At 64.2% G+C, this 18,774-nt stretch carries 20 protein-coding genes, 1 tRNA gene and 1 pseudogene; 11 read left to right on the top strand and 11 right to left on the bottom strand.

The features are described from left to right. Positions 1 to 4: 4 nt before the first annotated feature. Positions 5 to 80: transfer RNA gene (locus RFM68_RS11970), tRNA-Ala, on the bottom strand. A 149-nt stretch (positions 81 to 229) separates the two neighbouring features. On the opposite strand from RFM68_RS11970, the gene RFM68_RS11975 reads away from it, so the two are divergent. Together RFM68_RS11975 and RFM68_RS11980 are read left to right on the top strand one after the other, a co-directional pair. Further along, entirely contained in the window at positions 230 to 532 is a 303-nt protein-coding gene (locus RFM68_RS11975) for a YggT family protein (protein WP_320233182.1), read from the top strand. After that, positions 529 to 864 (top strand): DUF167 family protein, encoded by a 336-nt coding sequence (locus RFM68_RS11980; RefSeq protein ID WP_320233183.1) that lies wholly within the window; start codon positions 529 to 531, stop codon positions 862 to 864. The genes RFM68_RS11975 and RFM68_RS11980 overlap by 4 nt, the downstream gene beginning before the upstream one ends. 125 nt (positions 865 to 989) lie before the next feature. Here the strand turns inward: RFM68_RS11980 and RFM68_RS11985 are convergent, their stop codons facing one another. From RFM68_RS11985 to RFM68_RS11995, 3 genes are read right to left on the bottom strand one after another with little or no spacing between them, the layout of a single operon-like run. Then, complete coding sequence (locus RFM68_RS11985) at positions 990 to 1,865, bottom strand: MurR/RpiR family transcriptional regulator (protein ID WP_320233184.1); 876 nt, start codon at positions 1,863 to 1,865, stop codon at positions 990 to 992. A gap of 25 nt (positions 1,866 to 1,890) precedes the next feature. After that, the gene (locus tag RFM68_RS11990) at positions 1,891 to 2,958 is read right to left on the bottom strand and encodes an ABC transporter ATP-binding protein (RefSeq protein WP_320233185.1); all 1,068 of its coding nucleotides are present in this window, start codon (positions 2,956 to 2,958) and stop codon (positions 1,891 to 1,893) included. A gap of 2 nt (positions 2,959 to 2,960) precedes the next feature. Continuing rightward, a complete protein-coding gene (locus RFM68_RS11995) occupies positions 2,961 to 3,731 on the bottom strand; it encodes an SDR family NAD(P)-dependent oxidoreductase (RefSeq protein WP_320233186.1) in 771 nt (256 codons plus the stop codon). A 174-nt stretch (positions 3,732 to 3,905) separates the two neighbouring features. On the opposite strand from RFM68_RS11995, the gene RFM68_RS12000 reads away from it, so the two are divergent. The 4 genes from RFM68_RS12000 (at position 3,906) to RFM68_RS12015 (ending at position 8,520) form a co-directional block, all read left to right on the top strand. Next, positions 3,906 to 5,135, top strand: a complete 1,230-nt coding sequence (locus RFM68_RS12000; RefSeq protein WP_320233187.1) for an ABC transporter substrate-binding protein — start codon at positions 3,906 to 3,908, stop codon at positions 5,133 to 5,135. 99 nt (positions 5,136 to 5,234) lie between these two features. After that, positions 5,235 to 6,104, top strand: a complete 870-nt coding sequence (locus RFM68_RS12005; RefSeq protein WP_320233188.1) for a carbohydrate ABC transporter permease — start codon at positions 5,235 to 5,237, stop codon at positions 6,102 to 6,104. After that, a complete protein-coding gene (locus tag RFM68_RS12010) occupies positions 6,101 to 6,940 on the top strand; it encodes a carbohydrate ABC transporter permease (protein ID WP_320233189.1) in 840 nt (279 codons plus the stop codon). Before RFM68_RS12005 ends, RFM68_RS12010 begins: the two co-directional genes overlap by 4 nt. A 77-nt stretch (positions 6,941 to 7,017) precedes the next feature. Further along, on the top strand, positions 7,018 to 8,520 hold the full coding sequence (locus RFM68_RS12015; RefSeq protein WP_320233190.1) for a M81 family metallopeptidase: 1,503 nt from the start codon (positions 7,018 to 7,020) through the stop codon (positions 8,518 to 8,520). 215 nt (positions 8,521 to 8,735) lie between these two features. On the opposite strand, the gene RFM68_RS12020 is transcribed toward RFM68_RS12015, so the two are convergent. From RFM68_RS12020 to RFM68_RS12045, 6 genes and pseudogenes are all read right to left on the bottom strand, one after another. After that, positions 8,736 to 10,784 (bottom strand): M3 family metallopeptidase, encoded by a 2,049-nt coding sequence (locus RFM68_RS12020; protein WP_320233191.1) that lies wholly within the window; start codon positions 10,782 to 10,784, stop codon positions 8,736 to 8,738. An 81-nt stretch (positions 10,785 to 10,865) separates the two neighbouring features. Next, positions 10,866 to 11,282 (bottom strand): nuclear transport factor 2 family protein, encoded by a 417-nt coding sequence (locus RFM68_RS12025; RefSeq protein ID WP_320233192.1) that lies wholly within the window; start codon positions 11,280 to 11,282, stop codon positions 10,866 to 10,868. Between the two features lie 10 nt (positions 11,283 to 11,292). Next, positions 11,293 to 11,934 carry a carbonic anhydrase gene (locus RFM68_RS12030; RefSeq protein ID WP_320233193.1) on the bottom strand — a complete coding sequence of 214 codons (642 nt, stop codon included), beginning with the start codon at positions 11,932 to 11,934 and terminating at the stop codon, positions 11,293 to 11,295. 136 nt (positions 11,935 to 12,070) lie between these two features. Continuing rightward, positions 12,071 to 12,837 (bottom strand): annotated as a pseudogene (locus tag RFM68_RS12035) (DUF429 domain-containing protein). After that, positions 12,834 to 13,718, bottom strand: a complete 885-nt coding sequence (gene pdxY, locus RFM68_RS12040) for a pyridoxal kinase PdxY (RefSeq protein WP_320233194.1) — start codon at positions 13,716 to 13,718, stop codon at positions 12,834 to 12,836. Before pdxY ends, RFM68_RS12035 begins: the two are co-directional and overlap by 4 nt. A gap of 62 nt (positions 13,719 to 13,780) precedes the next feature. Then, on the bottom strand, positions 13,781 to 14,038 hold the full coding sequence (locus tag RFM68_RS12045; protein WP_320233195.1) for a hypothetical protein: 258 nt from the start codon (positions 14,036 to 14,038) through the stop codon (positions 13,781 to 13,783). A 153-nt stretch (positions 14,039 to 14,191) separates the two neighbouring features. Between RFM68_RS12045 and RFM68_RS12050 the strand changes: the two genes are divergently transcribed. The 5 genes from RFM68_RS12050 to ppa all read left to right on the top strand — a co-directional run bounded on the left by RFM68_RS12050 (position 14,192) and on the right by ppa (position 17,783). After that, positions 14,192 to 14,836, top strand: coding sequence for a LemA family protein (locus tag RFM68_RS12050; RefSeq protein WP_320233196.1), 645 nt, complete (start codon positions 14,192 to 14,194; stop codon positions 14,834 to 14,836). Between the two features lie 199 nt (positions 14,837 to 15,035). Next, complete coding sequence (locus RFM68_RS12055) at positions 15,036 to 15,854, top strand: TPM domain-containing protein (RefSeq protein WP_320233197.1); 819 nt, start codon at positions 15,036 to 15,038, stop codon at positions 15,852 to 15,854. Positions 15,855 to 15,860: 6 nt separating this feature from the next. Then, positions 15,861 to 16,499, top strand: a complete 639-nt coding sequence (locus tag RFM68_RS12060) for a TPM domain-containing protein (RefSeq protein WP_320233198.1) — start codon at positions 15,861 to 15,863, stop codon at positions 16,497 to 16,499. A gap of 103 nt (positions 16,500 to 16,602) precedes the next feature. Further along, positions 16,603 to 17,109 (top strand): GNAT family N-acetyltransferase, encoded by a 507-nt coding sequence (locus RFM68_RS12065; protein WP_320233199.1) that lies wholly within the window; start codon positions 16,603 to 16,605, stop codon positions 17,107 to 17,109. Positions 17,110 to 17,249: 140 nt separating this feature from the next. Then, on the top strand, positions 17,250 to 17,783 hold the full coding sequence (ppa, locus tag RFM68_RS12070) for an inorganic diphosphatase (RefSeq protein WP_320233200.1): 534 nt from the start codon (positions 17,250 to 17,252) through the stop codon (positions 17,781 to 17,783). A gap of 41 nt (positions 17,784 to 17,824) precedes the next feature. Here ppa and RFM68_RS12075 read toward each other — a convergent pair whose 3' ends face one another. Further along, positions 17,825 to 18,772: an ABC transporter permease gene (locus RFM68_RS12075; protein WP_320233201.1), complete on the bottom strand. Its 948-nt coding sequence runs from the start codon at positions 18,770 to 18,772 to the stop codon at positions 17,825 to 17,827. Positions 18,773 to 18,774: the final 2 nt, after the last annotated feature.

Here is an 18,774-nt window from a genome sequence, read left to right on the forward strand (position 1 = left end):
CGGCTGGTGGAGCTGAGGGGGATCGAACCCCTGACCTCGTCATTGCGAACGACGCGCTCTCCCAGCTGAGCTACAGCCCCGTTCCAGCGGAAGGGCTTGTATCGGTCGCGGCCGTTTCATGTCAAGGCGAAACGGCTGCCCGCGGCGCGCTATCCGCGCAGTTTGGATGCAGCCCTTGCCGGCTTTGAACGCAATGGCTACATGTCGGTGCGTTCGCAAGGAGCACCCGATGATCGCAGTCTTTTATACGCTGCACGCCGCTATCGACATCTACTGGTGGATCGTGATCGGCGCAGCCATCTTCTCGTGGCTCTACGCCTTCAACGTTGTCAATTCGCGCAACGAGCTGGTCAATTCCGTCAGTACCATGCTCTATCGGTTGACGGAGCCGGCGCTGCGGCCGATCCGCCGCTTTCTTCCCGATCTGGGGGGCGTCGATATCTCGCCAATTATCCTGCTGCTGGCGCTGACATTTATCAGTGTGTTCTTGAATTACACCATTCAGCCGATGTTCGGCATCGGCGCCATGTGAATTCTGCCGCCAGCCCTTTCTTCCGGCTGCGCGAGAACGGCATCGATCTTTTCGTGCGGCTGACCCCGAAAGCGGCGCTCGATCGGATCGACGGCGTCGAGACCGCCGCCGATGGCCGTAGTCATCTCAAGGCGCGCGTGCGTGCCGTGCCGGAGAACGGCGCCGCCAACGCGGCGCTGGAGCGGATGATAGCCAAGACGCTGGGTATTCCGGCGTCGGCCGTTTCGGTGGTCGCCGGCGGCACAGCGCGGCTGAAGACGCTGCGGGTCGTGGGCGATGCGACGGCGCTGGCGAAGAAGGTTGAGGCCTTTTCCAAGCAATCGAGAACTTGAGACGCAGGCGGGACAGCGCCCCCTCTGTCCTGCCCGTCCTCCGCAGCAGCTGCGCTGCAGCTACGGAGGGTGGACCGGACATCTCCCCCTTAAAGGCGGGAGATCGGCAGCTTCAGCGCCGGCTCTCAATCGCCCAGCGGCAGCCTTGGATCATCCACCTTCAGCGTGTTCACGCTCTGCTTGATGCGGCGCAGGTTCTCCAGCACTTTCGGCCCGCGCGATTCTGCCACCGTGGTGGCGATCATGTCGAGAATGGCCAAAAGCGCGTAGCGTGACGAGGTCGGCTTGTAGATGTTGCCGTCCTCGACGGGCTGCAGAAGGATGACCATGTCGGCGACCTTGGCCAAGCCCGAGTCCGGCGCGGTGATGGCGACGGTCGCCGCGCCATATTGCTGCGCGACCTCGACCGCCTCGATCACCGAACGCGCATAGCCCGACACCGAGAAGGCGACCAGCGTCGTGTCGGGTGTGGCGACGGCGGCATACATGCGCTGGCCGTCGATCTGGGCGAGCGCCGACAGGCCGAGCCGGAACAGTCGGTTCTGCATTTCGGTCGCCATCATCGAGGAAATGCCGCCCGAGCCGATGCACAGTATGTTGCCGGAGCTTGCGATGCGGGCGGCCACATCCATCAGCGTCGTCATGTCGAGATTCTCGCTGGCGCGCTGGATGGCGGCGATCGCCGCCTCGGTGATTGCCGACGCGATTCGCTGCTCGCGCGCGTCGCGGCTGAGCGGCTCCGGCGACAGATACTGGCCGCCGATGGCGATCGCCTGCGCCAGGTAGAACTTGAAGTCGCGCAGACCCTCGCAGCCAAGATTGCGGCAGAAGCGCGTGACGGTCGGCTCGCTGACGCCGACGCGGGCGGCGATCTCCGAGATGGCGGCCTTGGAGGCGAAATCGAGATCGGAAAGCACCAGCCCGGCCAGCCGGCGATCCGACTTGGTGCCGTCCTGCGAGATCAATTGCAGGCGGGTGATGATGTCGGCCGGGGTCTTCATTTCTCGGTTCTTCACGTCTGCGTTTTCACAGGGGCAGGCCCGTCGCCTTGTCGAACAGATGGATGTTGCGCGGGTCGACGGTGACCGGCAGCCGGTCGCCCGGCTTCACCTGCAGCCGGTCGCGGAACACGGCGCGCACCGTGTCGCCGCCGACCGAGCCGTAGACATGGGTTTCCGAGCCGGTCGGCTCCACGACATCGACGTCGATGGCGATTGCATTATCGGCGGCGCCTGCCACGAAATGCTCGGGGCGGATGCCGGCCTCGACCGTATCGCCGCCGGGCGCAGCCTTGCCAGAGAGAGCCAGCCGGCCGCCGCCGGTGGTCTCGAACCAGGATTTGCTGTCGGCGGTCTTCAGCGCGCCCGACACAAAACTCATCGACGGCGACCCGATGAAGCCGGCGACGAACTTATTGGCCGGCCGGTCATAGAGCTCCAGCGGCTGCCCGACCTGCTGGATACGGCCGCGATCCATCACCACGATGCGGTCGGCCATGGTCATGGCCTCGATCTGGTCGTGGGTGACATAAACGATCGTCGATTTCAGCCGCTGATGCAGCGCCTTGATCTCGGTGCGCATCTGCACGCGCAATTGCGCGTCGAGATTGGAGAGCGGCTCGTCGAAGAGAAAGACCGAAGGCTCGCGCACGATGGCGCGGCCCATGGCGACGCGCTGGCGCTGGCCGCCGGACAACTGCCTCGGGTAGCGGTCGAGATAGGAGAAGAGGTTCAGCACCCCGGAGGCCTTCTTCACCTTGTCGTCGATCGCGGCGCGGTTCTCGCCGCGGATTTTGGGGCCGAAGCCGATATTTTCGGAAGCCTTCAGATGCGGGAATAGCGCGTAGGACTGGAACACCATGGCGATGTTGCGCTTCTGCGGCGGCAGGTCGTTGGCGCGCGTGCCGCCGATGATGAGATCACCCGATGTGATCGCCTCGAGCCCCGCCAGCATGCGCAGCAGTGTGGACTTGCCGCAGCCGGACGGCCCGACCAGCACGACGAACTCGCCGCTTTTGATGTCGAGGTTGATGTCCTCGAGGATCTTGTGCTGGCCGAAGGATTTCGACAGGTTGCGGAACTGGACGTCGGTCATGATCACGCTCCCAGTATGTCGTCGATGAAAGGCAGATAGCCGGCTGTCAGTCCGGCGTCCACCGGCACCACAGCGCCAGTTATGCCGGAAGCACGCTCGGAGGCAAGGAAGGCCACAGCCTCGGCCACCTCAGAGGCATCGACGATGCGGCCGAGCGGATAGAGCCGCTGCAGCCGGCCGAGGATTTCGGGATCCTTGGCCAGGCGATGGTCCCAGGCGGCGGTGCGGATCGAGCCCGGACAGACGACATTGGCGCGCAACCCGCTGCGGCCAAGCTCGACGGCGATCGACTTGGCATAGGCGTTGATGCCGGCCTTGGCGGCGGCATAGGCCGGATTGCCGAAATGCGCGATGGCGTTGACCGAGGAGATGAAGACGACGCTGCCGCTGCCGCGTGTCGCCATCGCCTTGATCAGCGGGTCGGCGAAAGTCATCACGCCGGTCAGGTTGAGGTCGAGCTCCTGCTCTATTCTGTCGGTCGTCAGCGCATCAATCGTCTCGGCGCGCGTCCAGCCGGCATTGTTGATCAGGATATCGGGGACGCCGTCTCTGTCGAGCAGCGCGGGGATCGCCGCTTCGATCGAGGCGCGGTCGAGCAGGTTGAAGACATGGCGCGAGGCGATATGCGGGTTGGTCAGCGCTTCCGTCGACTGGTCGCAGCCGACGACGCGCGCGCCACGCTCGGCCATAAGCGCCACGATCGCCGAGCCGAGGCCGCCACCGGCGCCGGTGACGACAATTGTCTTGCCCTCGAAATCGGCCTTCGAACCCACGCTGCGCGCTCCTCCACCCGCTCATTTTGAGCCAATAAGCTAGCCAAGCAAATGTAATTAAGCAACATCATAAACTGCTTGCATGGCGCAAACCGATAGATAATGTAGGAAAGTAACATAATTCCTGCGCCCGTAAGGGCCAGACGCGACATGCGCATCAATGGGAGAAATCAGATGAGCCTTGCGAAATGGACTGTCGGCCTATTGGCCGGAATGAGCATGCTGGCGCTGGCAGCACCGGCCGATGCGGGTGAGGTGCGCGTCACCGTTGCCGAATACAGCGCCAAGACCGGCCCCTATTTCGAAGCGGTGAAGAAGGAGTTCGAGGCTGCGAACCCAGGCATCACGATCAAGTACGAGATCGTGCCATGGGACGTACTCTTGCAGAAACTCACCACCGACATCACCGCTGGCACCAATGCCGACCTGTCGATCATCGGCACGCGCTGGCTGATCGACTTCGTCCAGCAGGATGTCGCCGAGCCGCTCGACGGCTACATCAAGCCCGAGTTCAAGGACCGCTTCATCGACACCTTCCTGCAGCCCTCGATCATGGACGGCCACACCTATGGCCTGCCGATCGCCGCCTCGGCGCGCGCCATGTATTACAACAAGGAATTGTTCGAGAAAGCCGGCATCGCCAAGCCGCCGGCAACCTGGACCGAATTGCAGGAAGACGCCCGCAAGATCAAGGCTCAGGGCGCCTTCGGCTTCGGCCTGCAGGGCAAGGAGATCGAGACCGACGTCTATTACTACTATGCGATGTGGTCGCAGGGCACCGAGATCCTCAACAAGGACGGCACCTCCGGTTTGAGCACGCCCGGCGCGCTCGAAGCCGCCAAGCTCTACAAGTCGATGATCGACGAGGGCCTGACCGAACCGGGCGTCACCTCCAACAACCGCGAGGACGTGCAGAACCTGTTCAAGCAGGGCAAGGTCGGCATGATGATCACCGCGCCCTTCCTGTCCAACCAGATCAAGGAAGAAGCGCCGAGCCTGAAATATGGCGTCGCCGCCATTCCGGCCGGCCCGACCGGCGCGCGCGGCACCTATGGCGTCACCGACTCCATCATCATGTTCAAGAACTCCAAGAACAAGGACGAGGCCTGGAAGCTGCTCGACTTCCTGTTCACCAAGGAGCAGCGCGCCAAGTTCACGCAAGGCGAGGGCTTCCTGCCGGTGAACAAGGAAGAGGCCAAGATGGACTATTACGTCAACAACGCCGACCTCGCCGCCTTTACGGCACTTCTGCCCGACGCCCGCTTCGCGCCGGTCATTCCGGGCTGGGAAGAGATCGCCCAGATCACGTCCGACGCCATGCAGAAGATCTATCTCGGCGGCGACCCCGAGGCAGGTTTGAAGGACGCGGCGGCCAAGGCCGACGCGGTGCTGAAGAAGAAATAAGGGCGTATCTCCCTGCGCCCGTGGCGCGCTCCACCCCGTCGGAGCGCGCCACCCTTCCCCGGCAAGTCATATCCACTGCAACACGGTGCCATCCAGCCGATGCAAAGCCGGATCCTGCCCTATCTGCTGACGCTTCCCAGCCTGCTCCTGGCGGCGGTGGTAATCTTTTGGCCGGTCTGGGACCTGGTGCAGATCTCGACGCATGACGTCAATCGCTTCGGCCAGCTGCGCGAGTTCAGCGGTCTCGCCAATTTCGCGGCGCTCGCCGCCGATCCCGACTTCGTCGCAGCACTTTGGCGCACCGGATTGTGGACCGTGCTGGTGGTCGGCGGCGCGCTGCTGCTGTCGATCCCGGTGGCAATCATCCTGAATACCGACTTCTACGGCCGCGGCCTCGCCCGCGTGATCATCATGCTGCCTTGGGCGGTGTCGCTGACCATGACGGCGGTGGTCTGGCGCTGGGCGCTCAACGGCGAAAGCGGCATGCTGAATTCGGCGCTGATGAAGCTCGGCATCATCAGCCAGAACATCCAGTGGCTGGCCAGCGCCGAGACCGCCTTTCCGATGCAGGTGCTGATCGGCATATTGGTGACGGTGCCGTTCACCACCACGATCTTCCTCGGCGGCCTGTCCTCGATCCCCGACGACCTCTACGAGGCGGCCGCGCTTGAAGGCGCAACGCCGTTCCAGCAGTTCCGCGAGATCACCTTTCCGCTGCTGAAGCCCTTCATCAACATCGCGATCGTGCTCAACACCATCTACGTCTTCAACTCCTTCCCGATCATCTGGGTGATGACGCAAGGCGGGCCGGCGAACTCGACCGACATCCTTGTCACGCATCTCTACAAGCTTGCCTTCCGCATCGGCAAACTGGGCGAGGCCTCGGCGGTATCGCTGGTGATGTTCGCAATCCTGCTCGTCTTCACCATGATCTATGTGAGGCTGGCCATGCGGGAGCAGCGGGCATGACAAGCACGCTTATGAGGGGCAAGCTCAAACGCACCATCATCGCCTGGCTGCTGCTGGCTCCGCTGATCGTGGTGACGATCTTCCCCTTCGCGGTGATGTTCCTGACCGCAGTCAAGCCGCGCACGGAGGTGCTGGCCCCAACTTGGTGGCCAAGCGAATTCCGCTGGTCGAACTTTTCGGACATGTGGGTGGCGACCGGCTTCGGCCAGGCGCTGCTCAATTCGCTCTATGTCTCGGCGCTGGCGACAATCGGCGCCATCCTGATCTCGGTGCCGGCCGCCTACGCGATGTCGCGGTTTCGTTTTGCCGGCTATGGCGCCTTCCGCCAGTTCCTGCTCATCTCGCAGATGATCTCGCCGATCGTCCTGGTGCTCGGCCTGTTCCGGCTGATGGCCGCCTGGGGGCTGGTCGAGAGCACGACGGCGCTCGGCTTCATCTACATGGCCTTCAACGTCGCCTTCACGGTCTGGATGCTGCAGAGCTATTTCGACACCATCCCTCGCGACCTCGAGGAGGCCGCCTGGATGGAAGGCGCCGGCCGCTGGCTGACGCTGCGCAAAGTGTTCCTGCCGCTCTGCTTGCCGGCCGTCGCGGTGACGGCGATCTTCACCTTCATCAACGCCTGGAACGAGTTCGTTGTCGCGCTCACCATGCTGCGCAGCCAGGAAAGCTACACGCTGCCGATCCAGGTTTTCTCGCTGGTCGCAGGCCGCTATACGATCGAATGGCACCATGTCATGGCGGCCACGCTGCTGGCGACCTTGCCGGTGGCGATCCTTTTCATCTGGCTGCAGCGCTATCTGGTCCGGGGACTGGCGCTCGGCGCGGTCAAATAGCAATTCCGGGAAAAGTGTGTAGCGGTTTTCCGTCGGGATTGCGGAAACGACAGTAGCATCCACCATACGGAGCGTTCATGCGCGTCTTCACCGCCTCGCTGGCAACCGAAACCAACACTTTCTCACCGGTGCCGACCGACCGGGCCTCGTTCGAGATGGCCTTCTATGCCGGTCCGGGAAAACATCCGGAAACGCCGACGCTCTGCTCGTCGCCGATCGTGGCGCTGCGCAAGCGCGCGGCCAAGGAGGGATTGACCGTCATCGAGGGCACCGCGACCTGGGCCGAACCCGGCGGGCTGGTGCAGCGGCAGACCTACGAGGCGCTGCGCGACGAGATCCTTGGCCAGCTAAGGGAAGCGCTGCCGGTCGATGCGGTGATCCTTGGCCTGCATGGCGCAATGGTGGCGCAAGGCTATGACGACTGCGAGGGCGATCTGCTGGAGCGTATGCGCGCCATCGTCGGGCCGAACGTCGTGGTCGCCTCGGAGTTCGATCCGCACAGCCATCTGACGCCGAAGCGTGTCGCGGCTTGCGATGTCATGGCCTATTTCCTGGAATTCCCACACACCGATTTCTATGAACGCGGCGAGCATGTCGTCGAGCTTGGCCTTGCGGCGGCACGCGGTGACATCAAGCCGGTGATCTCGACCTTCGACTGCCGCATGATCCAGGTGTTGCCGACCAGCCGCGAGCCGATGCGCTCCTTCGTCGACAAGATCAAGGCTCTGCACGGCAAGGACGGCGTGCTGTCGGTCTCGGTCATCCACGGCTTCATGGCCGCCGACGTGCCGGAGATGGGCACGCGCATCCTGGTGATCACCGACAACGACAAGGCGAAAGGCGACCAACTCGCCGAAACGCTTGGGCGTGAGCTCTACGCGCTGCGCGAACGGACCGCCATGACGATGCTGCCCGCCTCGGCGGGCATCGAGCAGGCGCTAGCCGTGCGAACCAGGCGTCAGGACAAGCCGGCGGTCATCGCCGACATCTGGGACAATCCGGGCGGCGGCGTCCCGGGCGACGGCACCATCGTGCTGCGCGAGCTGCTTTCGCGTGGCGTGCACAATGTCGGCGTGGCGACCATCTGGGATCCGATCGCGGTGACCTTCTGCCATGCCGCCGGTGAAGGCGCTGTCATCGACCTGCGCTTCGGCGGCAAGGCCGGGCCGCAAGCCGGCGAACCGATCGATGCGCGCGTCACAGTGCTGAAAGCGGTCAGCGAAGGCTGGCAGAGCTTCGGGCCGAGCCGGGTGACGCTGGGGACGTCAGCGGTGGTACGCGTCGAAGGCACCGAAGTCGAAATCATCTTGAACACCAACCGCACCCAGACCTTCGAGCCCGACATCTTCTCCAACATCGGCATCGATCCGCTGTCGAAGGACATCCTCCTGATCAAGTCGACCAACCATTTCTACGCCGGCTTCGCGCCGATCGCCGCCGAGATCATCTATGTCGCGGCGCCGAGTTCCTATCCGAGCAATCCGGCGGTGACGGATTACAGGAAGCTGAAGCGGCCGGTGTGGCCTAGGGTGGCGGATCCGTGGAAGGATACGGCTCCCCCTTCTCCCCTTGTGGGGTGAGAAGCGGTCTGCGTAGCGGACGAAAAGCCAATTGCTTGGCTTTTCGAGCGTTGAACGCCCTGAGCCATGCGAAGGGCCGGGCAGTGTCGCCGAAGGCGACGGATGAGGGGTGCTCCAGCGGAGTGAGGCGCTGGCGTTCCCTGGAGCACCCCTCATCCGTCTCGGCGCTGCGCGCCGATCCACCTTCTCCCACAAGGGGAGAAGGGAAAGGCGCACTACACCAGCCCCCGCTTCACCATCATCGCTTCCGGCGAAGGCATCTTGCCTCGGAACGCCGTATAAAGCTCCTCCGGGTCCTTCGAGCCCCCGGCGGCGTAGATGTTCTTGCGCAGCCGCTCGGCCAGTTCCGGATTAAAGGCATCGCCGGATTCCTCGAATGCCGAGAAGGCGTCGGCGTCCAGCACTTCCGACCACATGTACGAATAATAGCCGGCTGAATAGCCGTCGCCTGCGAAGACATGGCCGAAATGCGGGGTGCGATGGCGCATCGCGATGGTGTCGGGCATATGCAGCTTTTCGAGCGTTTCAGCCTCGTATCGAAGCGGCTCCGCGGGCGCATCCGGCCGCGCGTGATAGGCCATGTCGATCAGCGCCGAGGCAGTGAACTCGACCGTGGCGAAGCCGGCGCCGAAGGTGCGGGCGGCGAGCATCTTGTCGAGCAGCGCCTTCGGCATCGGCTTGCCGGTCTTGACGTGCAACGCATGTTTTTCCAACACCGCCGGCACGGTCAGCCAGTGCTCGTAGAGCTGCGATGGCAGTTCGACGAAGTCGCGGCTGACGGACGTGCCGGAGACGGACGGCCAGGTGACGTCGGTCAGCATGCCGTGCAGCGAATGGCCGAATTCGTGGAACAGGGTCTTCGCCTCATCGACCGACAGAAGCGCTGCCTCACCGGCCGGCGGCTTGGCGAAGTTCATGATGTTGTAGATGACCGGCTTGGCGCCGTTGCCCAACTTGTACCCGGACCGTAGCGCGCTCATCCAGGCGCCGGAGCGCTTGGACGGCCGCGCGAAATAGTCGGCAAGGAACAGGCCGCGTTCGCTGCCGTCGGCATTCTTCACCACGAAGACGCGGGTGTCCGGATGCCAGGCGACGATGCCCTTCTTTTCCTCGAAACTGATGCCGAACAGGCGCGTGGCAACATCGAAGCAGGCCTCGATGATCCGCTCGAGCTGCAGGTAGGGCTTAAGCTCGGCCTCGTCGAAGGCGAATTTTTCGGCGCGCAGCTTTTCCTGGTAGAAGCGCCAGTCCCAGGCCGCGAACTTCTCGTTGCTGCCGGCTTCCGCCGCCAGCCGCTCCAGCTCCTTCTGATCGACAGCGGCCTTCTCCAGCGCTTTTTTCCAGACCGGATCGAGCAGGTCGTGCACGGCCTCCGGCGTCTTCGCCATCGTGTCGTCGAGCTTCAGCGCCGCGAAGGAGCCGTAGCCGAGCAGCTTGGCCTTCTCGGCGCGCAGCTTCAGCATGTCGCGCACCACATCCGTGTTGTCGGTGGCGCCGCCATTCTGGCCGCGCATGATGAAAGCGCGAAAGGCGGTCTCGCGCAGGTCGCGGCGCTTCGAGAAGGTCGAGAACGGCTCATAGATCGAGCGCGACAGCGTCACCGCGTAGCGCTTCTGGCCGCGCATCTCGGCTGCTTCAGCCATGGCGCTTTTCAGGAAGGCCGGCAGGCCGGCAAGGTCGGCCTCGTCGAGGAACAGCGCCCAGTCGCGCTCGTCGGCGAGCACGTTCTGGCCGAAACTGGTGCCGAGCGAGGAGAGCTCTTCGTTGATTGCCGAAAGCCGCTTCTTGCCTTCGGCGTCCAGTTTCGCGCCCGACCGGACAAAGCCTTTCCAGGTCTTTTCCAGCACGCGCAACGTTTCGGCATCGAGCTTCAGGCTGTCGCGGCGCTGGTAGAGGTCGTCGATGCGGGCAAACAGCTTCTCGTTCATCGAGATCGCCGAGAAATGCCGCGACATCTTTGGCGAAACCTCGCGTTCCATCGCCTGGATCGTGTCGTTGGTGTGGGCGCCGGCCCGGCACCAGAAGATCGACGAAACATGGTCGAGCGCCTCGCCGGCAAGTTCGAGCGCGGCAAGCGTGTTCTCAACAGTCGGCGCCCCGCTGTTGCCGGCGATGGCGTCGATCTCGGCCTGGTGCGCCTCCAGCGCGGCGTCGAAGACCGGCCCGAAATCATTGTCGCCGATGCGCGAGAAGTCCGGCAGGCCGAGTGGCCCTTGCCAGTCGGTCAGCGGATGGGCGGCGAGGTCGACGGTTTTGGATGACATGACGATTCCGGTGGGCTGGGATGAGGTGGGGTATTGCCTCCGATGTAGGGCGGTGCCCGCAATCGCGCAACAAGGGTGCTTTCAGTAGCCGCTGCAGTCCTGCGCGACCGCCGTCTGGGTGCTGGCGGTGATGCGGCCGCCGGCGACTGTGAAGGTCTCGCGCATCAGCATGTCGTTACTGGGGAAGTCGTAGCAGGCGAGCACCGTTGTCTGGCCGTTCTCGCTCTTTTCGATGCGATGCCGGATCGCGGCGCCGGCGACCGCGCCTTGCCATTCGTCGATCGAGGCGATGAAGTCCCGCTTGTCCTGGACGACGCCGATGTCGTCGAGCTTCATTTGCACGTCGTCGGAAAGCAGTTCGGAAAGTTCGCTGCGGTCGGCGACCAGCAGCGCCGAATACCAGCGGTCGATGACGGCGCCGTCATCGGCGCTGGCGTGGACGATCGAGGACAGCAGCAGCGCCGCCGCGAGAAGGAACCTCCGCCAGGTCCGGTGCATCACCCCTCCGTTACAGCTCGGGCCGCTCGAAATCGCCGGTTTCCTTGTTCATCACCCAAAGCTCGCCGGTCGAAATGTCGAACCACGCGCCGTGCAGCGAGAGCCGTCCTTTGCCTTCGAGGATAGAGACGCAAGGGAAAGTCCGGAGATTGGCGATCGAATAGCGGATGGAAATGCGCTCCAGCGCCGTCTGGCGCTCGGTTGCCGTCATCATCGTGCTGGCGGCCACCGTCTCGGCGGCCGGTGCGATCAGGCTCATCCATTTGCCGATGAAGTCGCCGGGCGACAGCGGCGCCGAGTTGGTGTCGAGCGCGGCGCGGATGCCGCCGCAGCGGCCATGGCCCATCACCACGATGTTCTTGACCTTCAGGCTCTGCACGGCGAATTCGAGCGCGGCCGAGGTCGAATGGTACTCGCCGTCGGGCTCGTAAGGCGGCACCAGATTGCCGACATTGCGCAGCACGAAGAGCTCGCCCGGACCGGCATCGAAGATCGCCTCCGGCGCCGAGCGCGAATCGCAGCAGGCGACGATCATCGTCTCGGGCGCCTGGCCCTCGCGCGCCAGCGAGCGATAGCGGCCGCTTTCGGTGGGATAGCGGCCGCTCATGAAGTTTCGGTAGCCGGTCAGCAGATGTTCGGGGAGATGGGGCATGGGCGGCGTCTTGACCCTTTCCGGGTTGGAGGCGGCTGCACGTTTTATTGCGGCAAAGGCTCTACCGGCAAAAGCTATCCGCGGGCAATGCCGAATCGCGGACGGCTCCGTCGCAATCGCGATGTGTTTGGCTTGACTATGCCCAGATGGCGATTGGAATGCCGAAACGGTCGGTCAGCGGCGGATCGGGGGAAGGCCGGGCCTCGCCGCTGGCGATACGCCCGGCAATCAGCATCATTGCCGCCGCGTCGAGGAAGTCGTCGCTCGCCGCCCCTCGTGGCGGCGCCTGATCGAGAAAGCATTTGTCGTAGCCATGCCGGCAAAGCAGCGCCTTGCGCTCCTCCATGCCGGCCGGATTGACCGAACGCTTGATCTTCTTCGGCAGGGCCATCGCCGTGCCGCCATTCAGCCGGCAGAACGCCACTTCCGGATGCGATTCGAAGATGCGGCGACGCAAGTCAGGCCGCGCCATCAGCAAGGCATCGATCTCGCGGATTTTGGCAAAGATGCCGAAGGCCTGGATGGAAACGCCGCGCGGCGGGTCGGAGGTCTCCATCGCCACCGCGCTTGCCAGCCGATGCGCCGCGTACCAGGCCTCGATCGTGGTGAAGGCGCTGGTGTCGGCGTAGAGCGCCGCCCGCGAGGGAATGGCGAAAACGCTCGATTGCCGCGCCCCAGCAAAGGCCGCACCAGCGCTTCCGGTCCGCGCCCGCCTTTGCTCGAAGAATCCGGCAGGCCGATCGGCATGTCGACGGCGATCATGGCATCCGGCAGGGCGTCGAGCAGCATCTGGAAGCTTGGAAAGACCGAGACTGCGGGAGCGGCGCCGAACTCGCAATGGACGGCGATCCAGCCGGCCTTGCAGCCGTCGACGCCGACCAGCACGGGGCTGGCCGGCTTCACGCCCGCTTGTCCCGCCCGGGATGCAGGAGATGGCGCAGCTGCACCATGGCCATCGGATGCGACAGGCTCTGCGCGTCGGTCTCGAGCTGCAGCTCGTCGCCGCCGCGCTTCGCGGTGCGGGCGAGGATCTCGTAGACGGCGGCGGTGGTCGATTGCAGCGCCTTGACCGGCGGCTGGCCGGAGAGGACGCGCGCCAGATAGACCGCGGCCGTCAGATCGCCGAGCCCGTTCGGCGGCTTCTCGATGACGCGGTGCTCGGCGAGCAGCGCCTGGCTGCCGTCGAGCAGGAAATTTCCGGTGCCGCCCGTCATCATCGCGGGCGCGGAGGTGACCAGCATCGTCGAGGGGCCGGCATGAAGGGCGGCCGCCGTCACCGACTTGATGTCGGGCAGCGGCGCGCCTGCCATCCACTCCAACTCATAGCGGTTCGGCGTGGCGATGTCGGCAATCGGCATCAACCGGTCGCGCATGGCGGCAGCCGTTGATTCCGGCACGTAGAGCCCGCCCGAATCGCCCATCACCGGGTCGCAGACGTAGAGCGCGTCCGGCGTCTTCGCTTTGACGGCGGCGACCAGCGAGGCGACGGCTTCCGCCTGGCCCGCCTCGCCAAGATAGCCTGAAAGCACGGCCCGGACCTCACCCAGCCAGGGCGCGCGCTCGAGATCGGCCATCAGCGCCTTGAACTGATCGAGCGGCGGCACGATGCGCGTTGCTCGGCTGTGGCCCGGATGCCAGGGCAGGATGACGGTCGGCACTGCCCAGACCGGGAAACCCAGTGTCTCCAGCGCGAAGACCGCGGCGCGATTGCCGACCGAGCCGCGGGCGACATGGCTGGAGATGACGATGACCGCGCGCGGCGCGTCGGTTTTTTCTGCACTCATGAAATGCGATTCCTAGAGCAATTCCAGGGAAAGTGTGTAGCGGTTTTCCGTCTGGAATTGCGTCAAAACAAAGAGCCACGCATGGCGGCATACACCAGCCAGACCAATAGCCCAATGGCGATGATGAAGCCGAGCGTTCGGCCAATGCGGGTTCCCCAGTATTCGATAGGATCGGCGCGGTCGGCACCGGCGGCGGTTACCCGGTCGCGCGCATCTTTCGCCGTGCGGGCGATGAACGATGCGCCCCCCGGCTCCGTCTCATGCGCCACGCGTTCGAGGATGCGGCGCGATTCGGTCTCGTCGTCCCGGCGCTCTGCCATGGCAATTGCCCTTTCCTGCCCGCAGCTTAGCCTGTTCGCGCTTCTATTCACAGGGGCTCACAGCCGAGCCGGAACCGGCGTCATGAGCCGGACATTTTCTTGCGCCTGGATTGTGGTATTGCTTCGCATGCAACTTCTGTCGAGGGACCATTCATGATTGCCGAGCGCCTCTCACTACCCTCCCTTTTTCGCGCCCTGCCTGCCTTGCTGATGATGGTTTTCGTGCTGCCGCTGCTTGCCGGCTGTGGCTACAACACCATTCCGACGGCGGAAGAAAACGCGCATGCGGCGTGGAGCGAGGTGCTTAACCAGTATCAGCGCCGTTCCGACCTGATCCCGAACCTGGTCGAGACGGTGAAAGGCTATGCCTCGCATGAAAAGGACACGCTCGACGCTGTCGTCCAGGCGCGCGCCAAGGCAACGCAGATCACCGTGACGCCCGAGACGTTGAAGGATCCCGACGCGCTGAAGAAGTTCCAGGATGCCCAGGCCGGGCTGACCAGCGCGCTGTCGCGACTGATCGCGGTGTCGGAAGCCTATCCCGACCTCAAGGCCAACCAGAACTTCCTGGCGCTGCAGGCGCAGCTCGAAGGCACCGAGAACCGCATCGCGGTGGCGCGGCGCGACTACATCCAGGCGGTCAGGGACTACAATCTGACGCTCAGGACCTTCCCGTCCGTGCTGTGGGCAACCTTCTGGTTCCGCGGCAACGAGCCTTTCGCGAACTTCACTGTGGAGGAGGACAAGTTGCAGGTTCCGAAGGTCGATTTCGGCACGAGCACCAAGCAAGGCGGGTGAGCGGCGATTTGGTTTACCGAGCTTACCAGCCTTGAGTTCCTTCACACCCCCCTCTGTCCTGCCGGACATCTCCCCCGCAAGGGGGGAGATCGGACGTCACCTTAGCTTTGGCCAATCGCCAACGTTGCAGGAAACGCGCCGTCAATGGAACTGCCAATCTCCCCCCTTGCGGGGGAGATGTCCGGCAGGACAGAGGGGGGTGGGACGGAACGCCTGCTTCAAATTTCTTGGGCTGCTTCTCTTATCAATTTTCCTCCTCCCCCTCGCCGCGCTCGCCGCCGATCTCCCCGCCCTCACCGGCCGAGTTGTCGACAATGCCGGCATCATCGATGCCGGCACGCGCGCGGCGCTGACGCAAAAACTCGCCGACTTCGAGACCAAGGGCTCGGACCAGATCGTCGTCGCCACGATTCCCAGCCTCGGCGGCGAGGAGATCGAGCCTTACGCCAACCGGCTGTTCCGTTTCTGGAAGCTCGGCCAGGCCAAGGAAAACAACGGCGTGCTGCTGCTGGTCGCGCCGAACGACCGCAAAATGCGCATCGAGGTCGGCTACGGACTGGAAGGCACGCTGACCGACCTGCATACCAAGCTGATCATCGAGAACGACATGGTGCCCGCCTTCCGCGCCGGCGATTTCTCCGGCGGCATCAGCAAGGCCGTCGACGACATGGTCATGGTGCTGGAGGGCAATCCGGAGGAGCTGGAGGCGCGCGGCAAGCGTAACGAGCAGGCGCCGTTCAACTCCGACAACCTGTTCTTCGCCATCTTCATCGCCATCTGGGCGCTGATTTTCTTCGGCGGCATCGCGATGACGGTGCTGCCGCCGATCTTCGGCCAGAAGATCGGACCCGGCCGCTATCGCTGGCTCGGCATGACCTTCGAGCCCGGCCGGCGATCCTCCTCGTCCGGCGGGGGCTGGTCGTCAGGTGGTGGAGGCTGGTCCTCGGGCGGCGGCGGTGGCGGATTTTCCGGCGGCGGCGGCTCGTCGGGCGGCGGCGGCTCTTCGGGAAGCTGGTGAGGCATCATGGCAACGCGATCGATCAGCGCCGAGGATCATGACCGCATCGCCGAGGCGATCCGCGCGGCCGAGCTGAAGACCGACGGCGAGATCTACTGTGTCGTTGCGCATGCCAGCGACGGCTATTTGTTCCCGGCCACCTTCACCGCGACACTCGGCCTGTTCATCGCCAGCCTCGCCGTCGCCTATGGGCTGGAGGCTTGGTGGCTGACCATCCGGCTGCCGCATTTCGTGCTGGCGCAACTGCTGGCGCTGGCGTCCGTGCTCGTCCTGCTTTGGCTGCTGCCGGGTTTGCGCATTCATTTCGTGCCGCGAAGACTGCGCTACCAGGCGGCGCATGCCAATGCGACGAAGCAGTTCCTGGCGCGCAACGTCCACCGCACCCAGGCACGCACCGGCGTGCTCGTCTTCGTCTCGATCGCCGAGCGTTATGCCGAGGTCGTCGCCGACGCTGGCATCAACGCCAGGGTCGACCAGCATGTCTGGGATGGCGTGGTGCGCGACCTTACAAAACATGCCGGAGACGACCGGCTGGCCGACGGCTTCATCAAGGCGATCGGTGCGATCGGCGCCGTGCTCGCCGAGCATTTTCCGGTAACCGAAGGCGACACCAACGAGCTCGACGACCACCTCGTCGAAATCTGACAAGGCGCCGCGTCTGCGGCCCGGCTTTCGCCTGTGCGAAATCACCGATGGAGCAGAGCGGACTCTTTGCAAGCGCACGACGTGGGTTTATGGTTAAGCAATCATGAACACGCTGACCATCGACATCCGCAAAGCCGAGCCTCGCGATGCGAGCGCTATTGCCGAAGTGCATCAGGAAGCGTGGCGCGGCGCTTATTCGGGCATCATCCCGCATCGGACGCTGACCTCGATGATCAATCGCCGCGGCCCCGACTGGTGGGCCAACGCGATTCGCCGCGCGGCCACGGTGCTGGTGGTCGAGATCGGCGGGACGGTCGCCGGCTATGCCACGATCGGCAAGAATCGCGCCAAGGAACTCAGGCAGCAGGGCGAGATCTACGAGCTTTATCTGCGTCCGGAATATCAGGGCATCGGGCTCGGCAGCCGCCTGTTCAAGGCGGCGAAGGCCCGCCTGGCCGACCATGGTCTGCGTGGCCTGGTGGTATGGGCTCTTGAAGACAACCACAATGCCTTGGCCTTCTATGCCGGCAATGGCGGCCGCGATGTCGCCGAAGGCGTCGAGGTCTTCGAGCAGAAGGCGCTGAAGAAGGTCGCTTTCGTCTGGAAATGACGGGGATCGCCCCGGCGGCCTGCGTCAGGTTACAACCCATCACAAACTGTGCGCTTCCATTAGCGCTCATTGCTATTCGCCGCATTGCACCATGACGCTTCGCCCGCTATCGGTCTTGGAATCGAGAGAGGGACCACGCCATGCGTATCGAAGCGGTAGCCATCGGAAAGAATCCGCCGGACGACATCAACGTCATCATCGAAGTGCCGATCGGCGGCGAACCGATCAAGTACGAGATGGACAAGGAGGCCGGCACGTTGTTCGTCGACCGCTTCCTGCACACCTCCATGCGCTACCCCGGCAATTACGGCTTCGTGCCGCACACGCTGTCGGGCGACGGCGACCCGATCGATGTTCTGGTCTGCAACACCCGCGCACTGGTGCCGGGCTGCGTTATCAATGTGCGGCCGATCGGCGTGCTGATCATGGAAGACAATGCCGGCCAGGACGAGAAGGTGATCGCGGTTCCCTCGCCCAAGCTGACGCTGCGCTACGAAAACGTCACCGAATACACGCATCTGCCCGACATCACGCGCCAGCAGGTGCAGCACTTCTTCGAGCATTACAAGGATCTCGAACCCGGCAAATGGGTCAAGATCGAGGGCTGGCACGATTCCAAATATGCCAAGAAGATGATCGTCGACGCGATCGCGCGGGCCAAGGCCGCTAAATAGGGCGAGACTCTCGCCTTACCGGGAGATGACGCGCGAAAACCTCACCGCACCGCCTTCTCGCCGCCGGCCGCCGTGATCACCCCGACGATGATCAGCCCCGTCAGCACCAGCCGCACGCCGGCGCTGACGCCGAATGTGTTGAGCATAGTGAGGAGCAGCACCAGGAACAGGCCGGCGCCCCAGACGCCGGGCACGTTGGCCTTGCCGCCGGCCACCGAGGTGCCGCCGATGACGACGACGGCGATCGAGGCGAGCAGATATTCGTTGCCGATATCGACATTGGCGCCACGGAAATAGCCGGCGAGCAGCGCGCCGTCGATGCCGCCCAGCGCCCCGCACAGCGTGTAGGTGAGGAAGCGGATGCGGCCGACATTGACGCCGGCGAGCCAGGCGGCGCGGATATTCTGGCCGATCGCCAGCACCGAGCGGCCGTAGATCATGCGCTGCAGCGCAAGCGCGGCGCCGATGGTGAAGACCACCGTCAGCATCGCCAGCACCGGAATGCCTAAAATTTGCCAGTTGGTGAAGTCGGCGAAGCCAGGCGGCGGCTTGATCTGCAGGCCGCGACCATAGCTGATGTCGACCGACTGGATGACGAAGCTCGCCGACAGCGTGGCGATGATCGGCGGGATGCGCAGTGCCCAGATCAACAGATAATTGATGGTGCCGATCGCCGCCCCGCAGGCGAGTGCCGCGAGCAGGCCGACGACGATCATGGCATCGCTGCCACCCATCACCTTCATCGCGACCGCGCTTGCCAGCCCGATATTGGCCGGCAGCGACAGGTCGACATTGCCGGGCCCGAGCGTGATGACGAACATCTGGCCGACGCCGACGATGACGGTGAAGACGGCAAGCGAAAGGGCGGCCGTCACCATGCCGCCGCCGCCGTAGCCACCGGTGAAAGCGACAGTCGCCAGCCAGACGACGAGCGCGCCGACGAAGGACCAGATCCAGGGCTTTTCAAGCAATGTCCGCACCGAGGTCATCG

Source organism: Mesorhizobium montanum, from assembly GCF_033977145.1.
Taxonomy (GTDB): domain Bacteria; phylum Pseudomonadota; class Alphaproteobacteria; order Rhizobiales; family Rhizobiaceae; genus Mesorhizobium; species Mesorhizobium montanum.

What these genes read in the sequence shown, in the direction of transcription:
- RFM68_RS11975 (WP_320233182.1), top strand. Translation starts at nt 230, where the DNA reads ATGATCGCAGTCTTTTATACGCTGCACGCCGCTATCGACATCTACTGG.
- RFM68_RS11985 (WP_320233184.1), bottom strand. Translation starts at nt 1,865, where the DNA reads ATGAAGACCCCGGCCGACATCATCACCCGCCTGCAATTGATCTCGCAG.
- RFM68_RS11990 (WP_320233185.1), bottom strand. Translation starts at nt 2,958, where the DNA reads ATGACCGACGTCCAGTTCCGCAACCTGTCGAAATCCTTCGGCCAGCAC.
- RFM68_RS12000 (WP_320233187.1), top strand. Translation starts at nt 3,906, where the DNA reads ATGAGCCTTGCGAAATGGACTGTCGGCCTATTGGCCGGAATGAGCATG.
- RFM68_RS12005 (WP_320233188.1), top strand. Translation starts at nt 5,235, where the DNA reads ATGCAAAGCCGGATCCTGCCCTATCTGCTGACGCTTCCCAGCCTGCTC.
- RFM68_RS12010 (WP_320233189.1), top strand. Translation starts at nt 6,101, where the DNA reads ATGACAAGCACGCTTATGAGGGGCAAGCTCAAACGCACCATCATCGCC.
- RFM68_RS12015 (WP_320233190.1), top strand. Translation starts at nt 7,018, where the DNA reads ATGCGCGTCTTCACCGCCTCGCTGGCAACCGAAACCAACACTTTCTCA.
- RFM68_RS12020 (WP_320233191.1), bottom strand. Translation starts at nt 10,784, where the DNA reads ATGTCATCCAAAACCGTCGACCTCGCCGCCCATCCGCTGACCGACTGG.
- RFM68_RS12025 (WP_320233192.1), bottom strand. Translation starts at nt 11,282, where the DNA reads ATGCACCGGACCTGGCGGAGGTTCCTTCTCGCGGCGGCGCTGCTGCTG.
- RFM68_RS12030 (WP_320233193.1), bottom strand. Translation starts at nt 11,934, where the DNA reads ATGCCCCATCTCCCCGAACATCTGCTGACCGGCTACCGAAACTTCATG.
- pdxY (WP_320233194.1), bottom strand. Translation starts at nt 13,718, where the DNA reads ATGAGTGCAGAAAAAACCGACGCGCCGCGCGCGGTCATCGTCATCTCC.
- RFM68_RS12045 (WP_320233195.1), bottom strand. Translation starts at nt 14,038, where the DNA reads ATGGCAGAGCGCCGGGACGACGAGACCGAATCGCGCCGCATCCTCGAA.
- RFM68_RS12050 (WP_320233196.1), top strand. Translation starts at nt 14,192, where the DNA reads ATGATTGCCGAGCGCCTCTCACTACCCTCCCTTTTTCGCGCCCTGCCT.
- RFM68_RS12060 (WP_320233198.1), top strand. Translation starts at nt 15,861, where the DNA reads ATGGCAACGCGATCGATCAGCGCCGAGGATCATGACCGCATCGCCGAG.
- RFM68_RS12065 (WP_320233199.1), top strand. Translation starts at nt 16,603, where the DNA reads ATGAACACGCTGACCATCGACATCCGCAAAGCCGAGCCTCGCGATGCG.
- ppa (WP_320233200.1), top strand. Translation starts at nt 17,250, where the DNA reads ATGCGTATCGAAGCGGTAGCCATCGGAAAGAATCCGCCGGACGACATC.
- RFM68_RS12075 (WP_320233201.1), bottom strand. Translation starts at nt 18,772, where the DNA reads ATGACCTCGGTGCGGACATTGCTTGAAAAGCCCTGGATCTGGTCCTTC.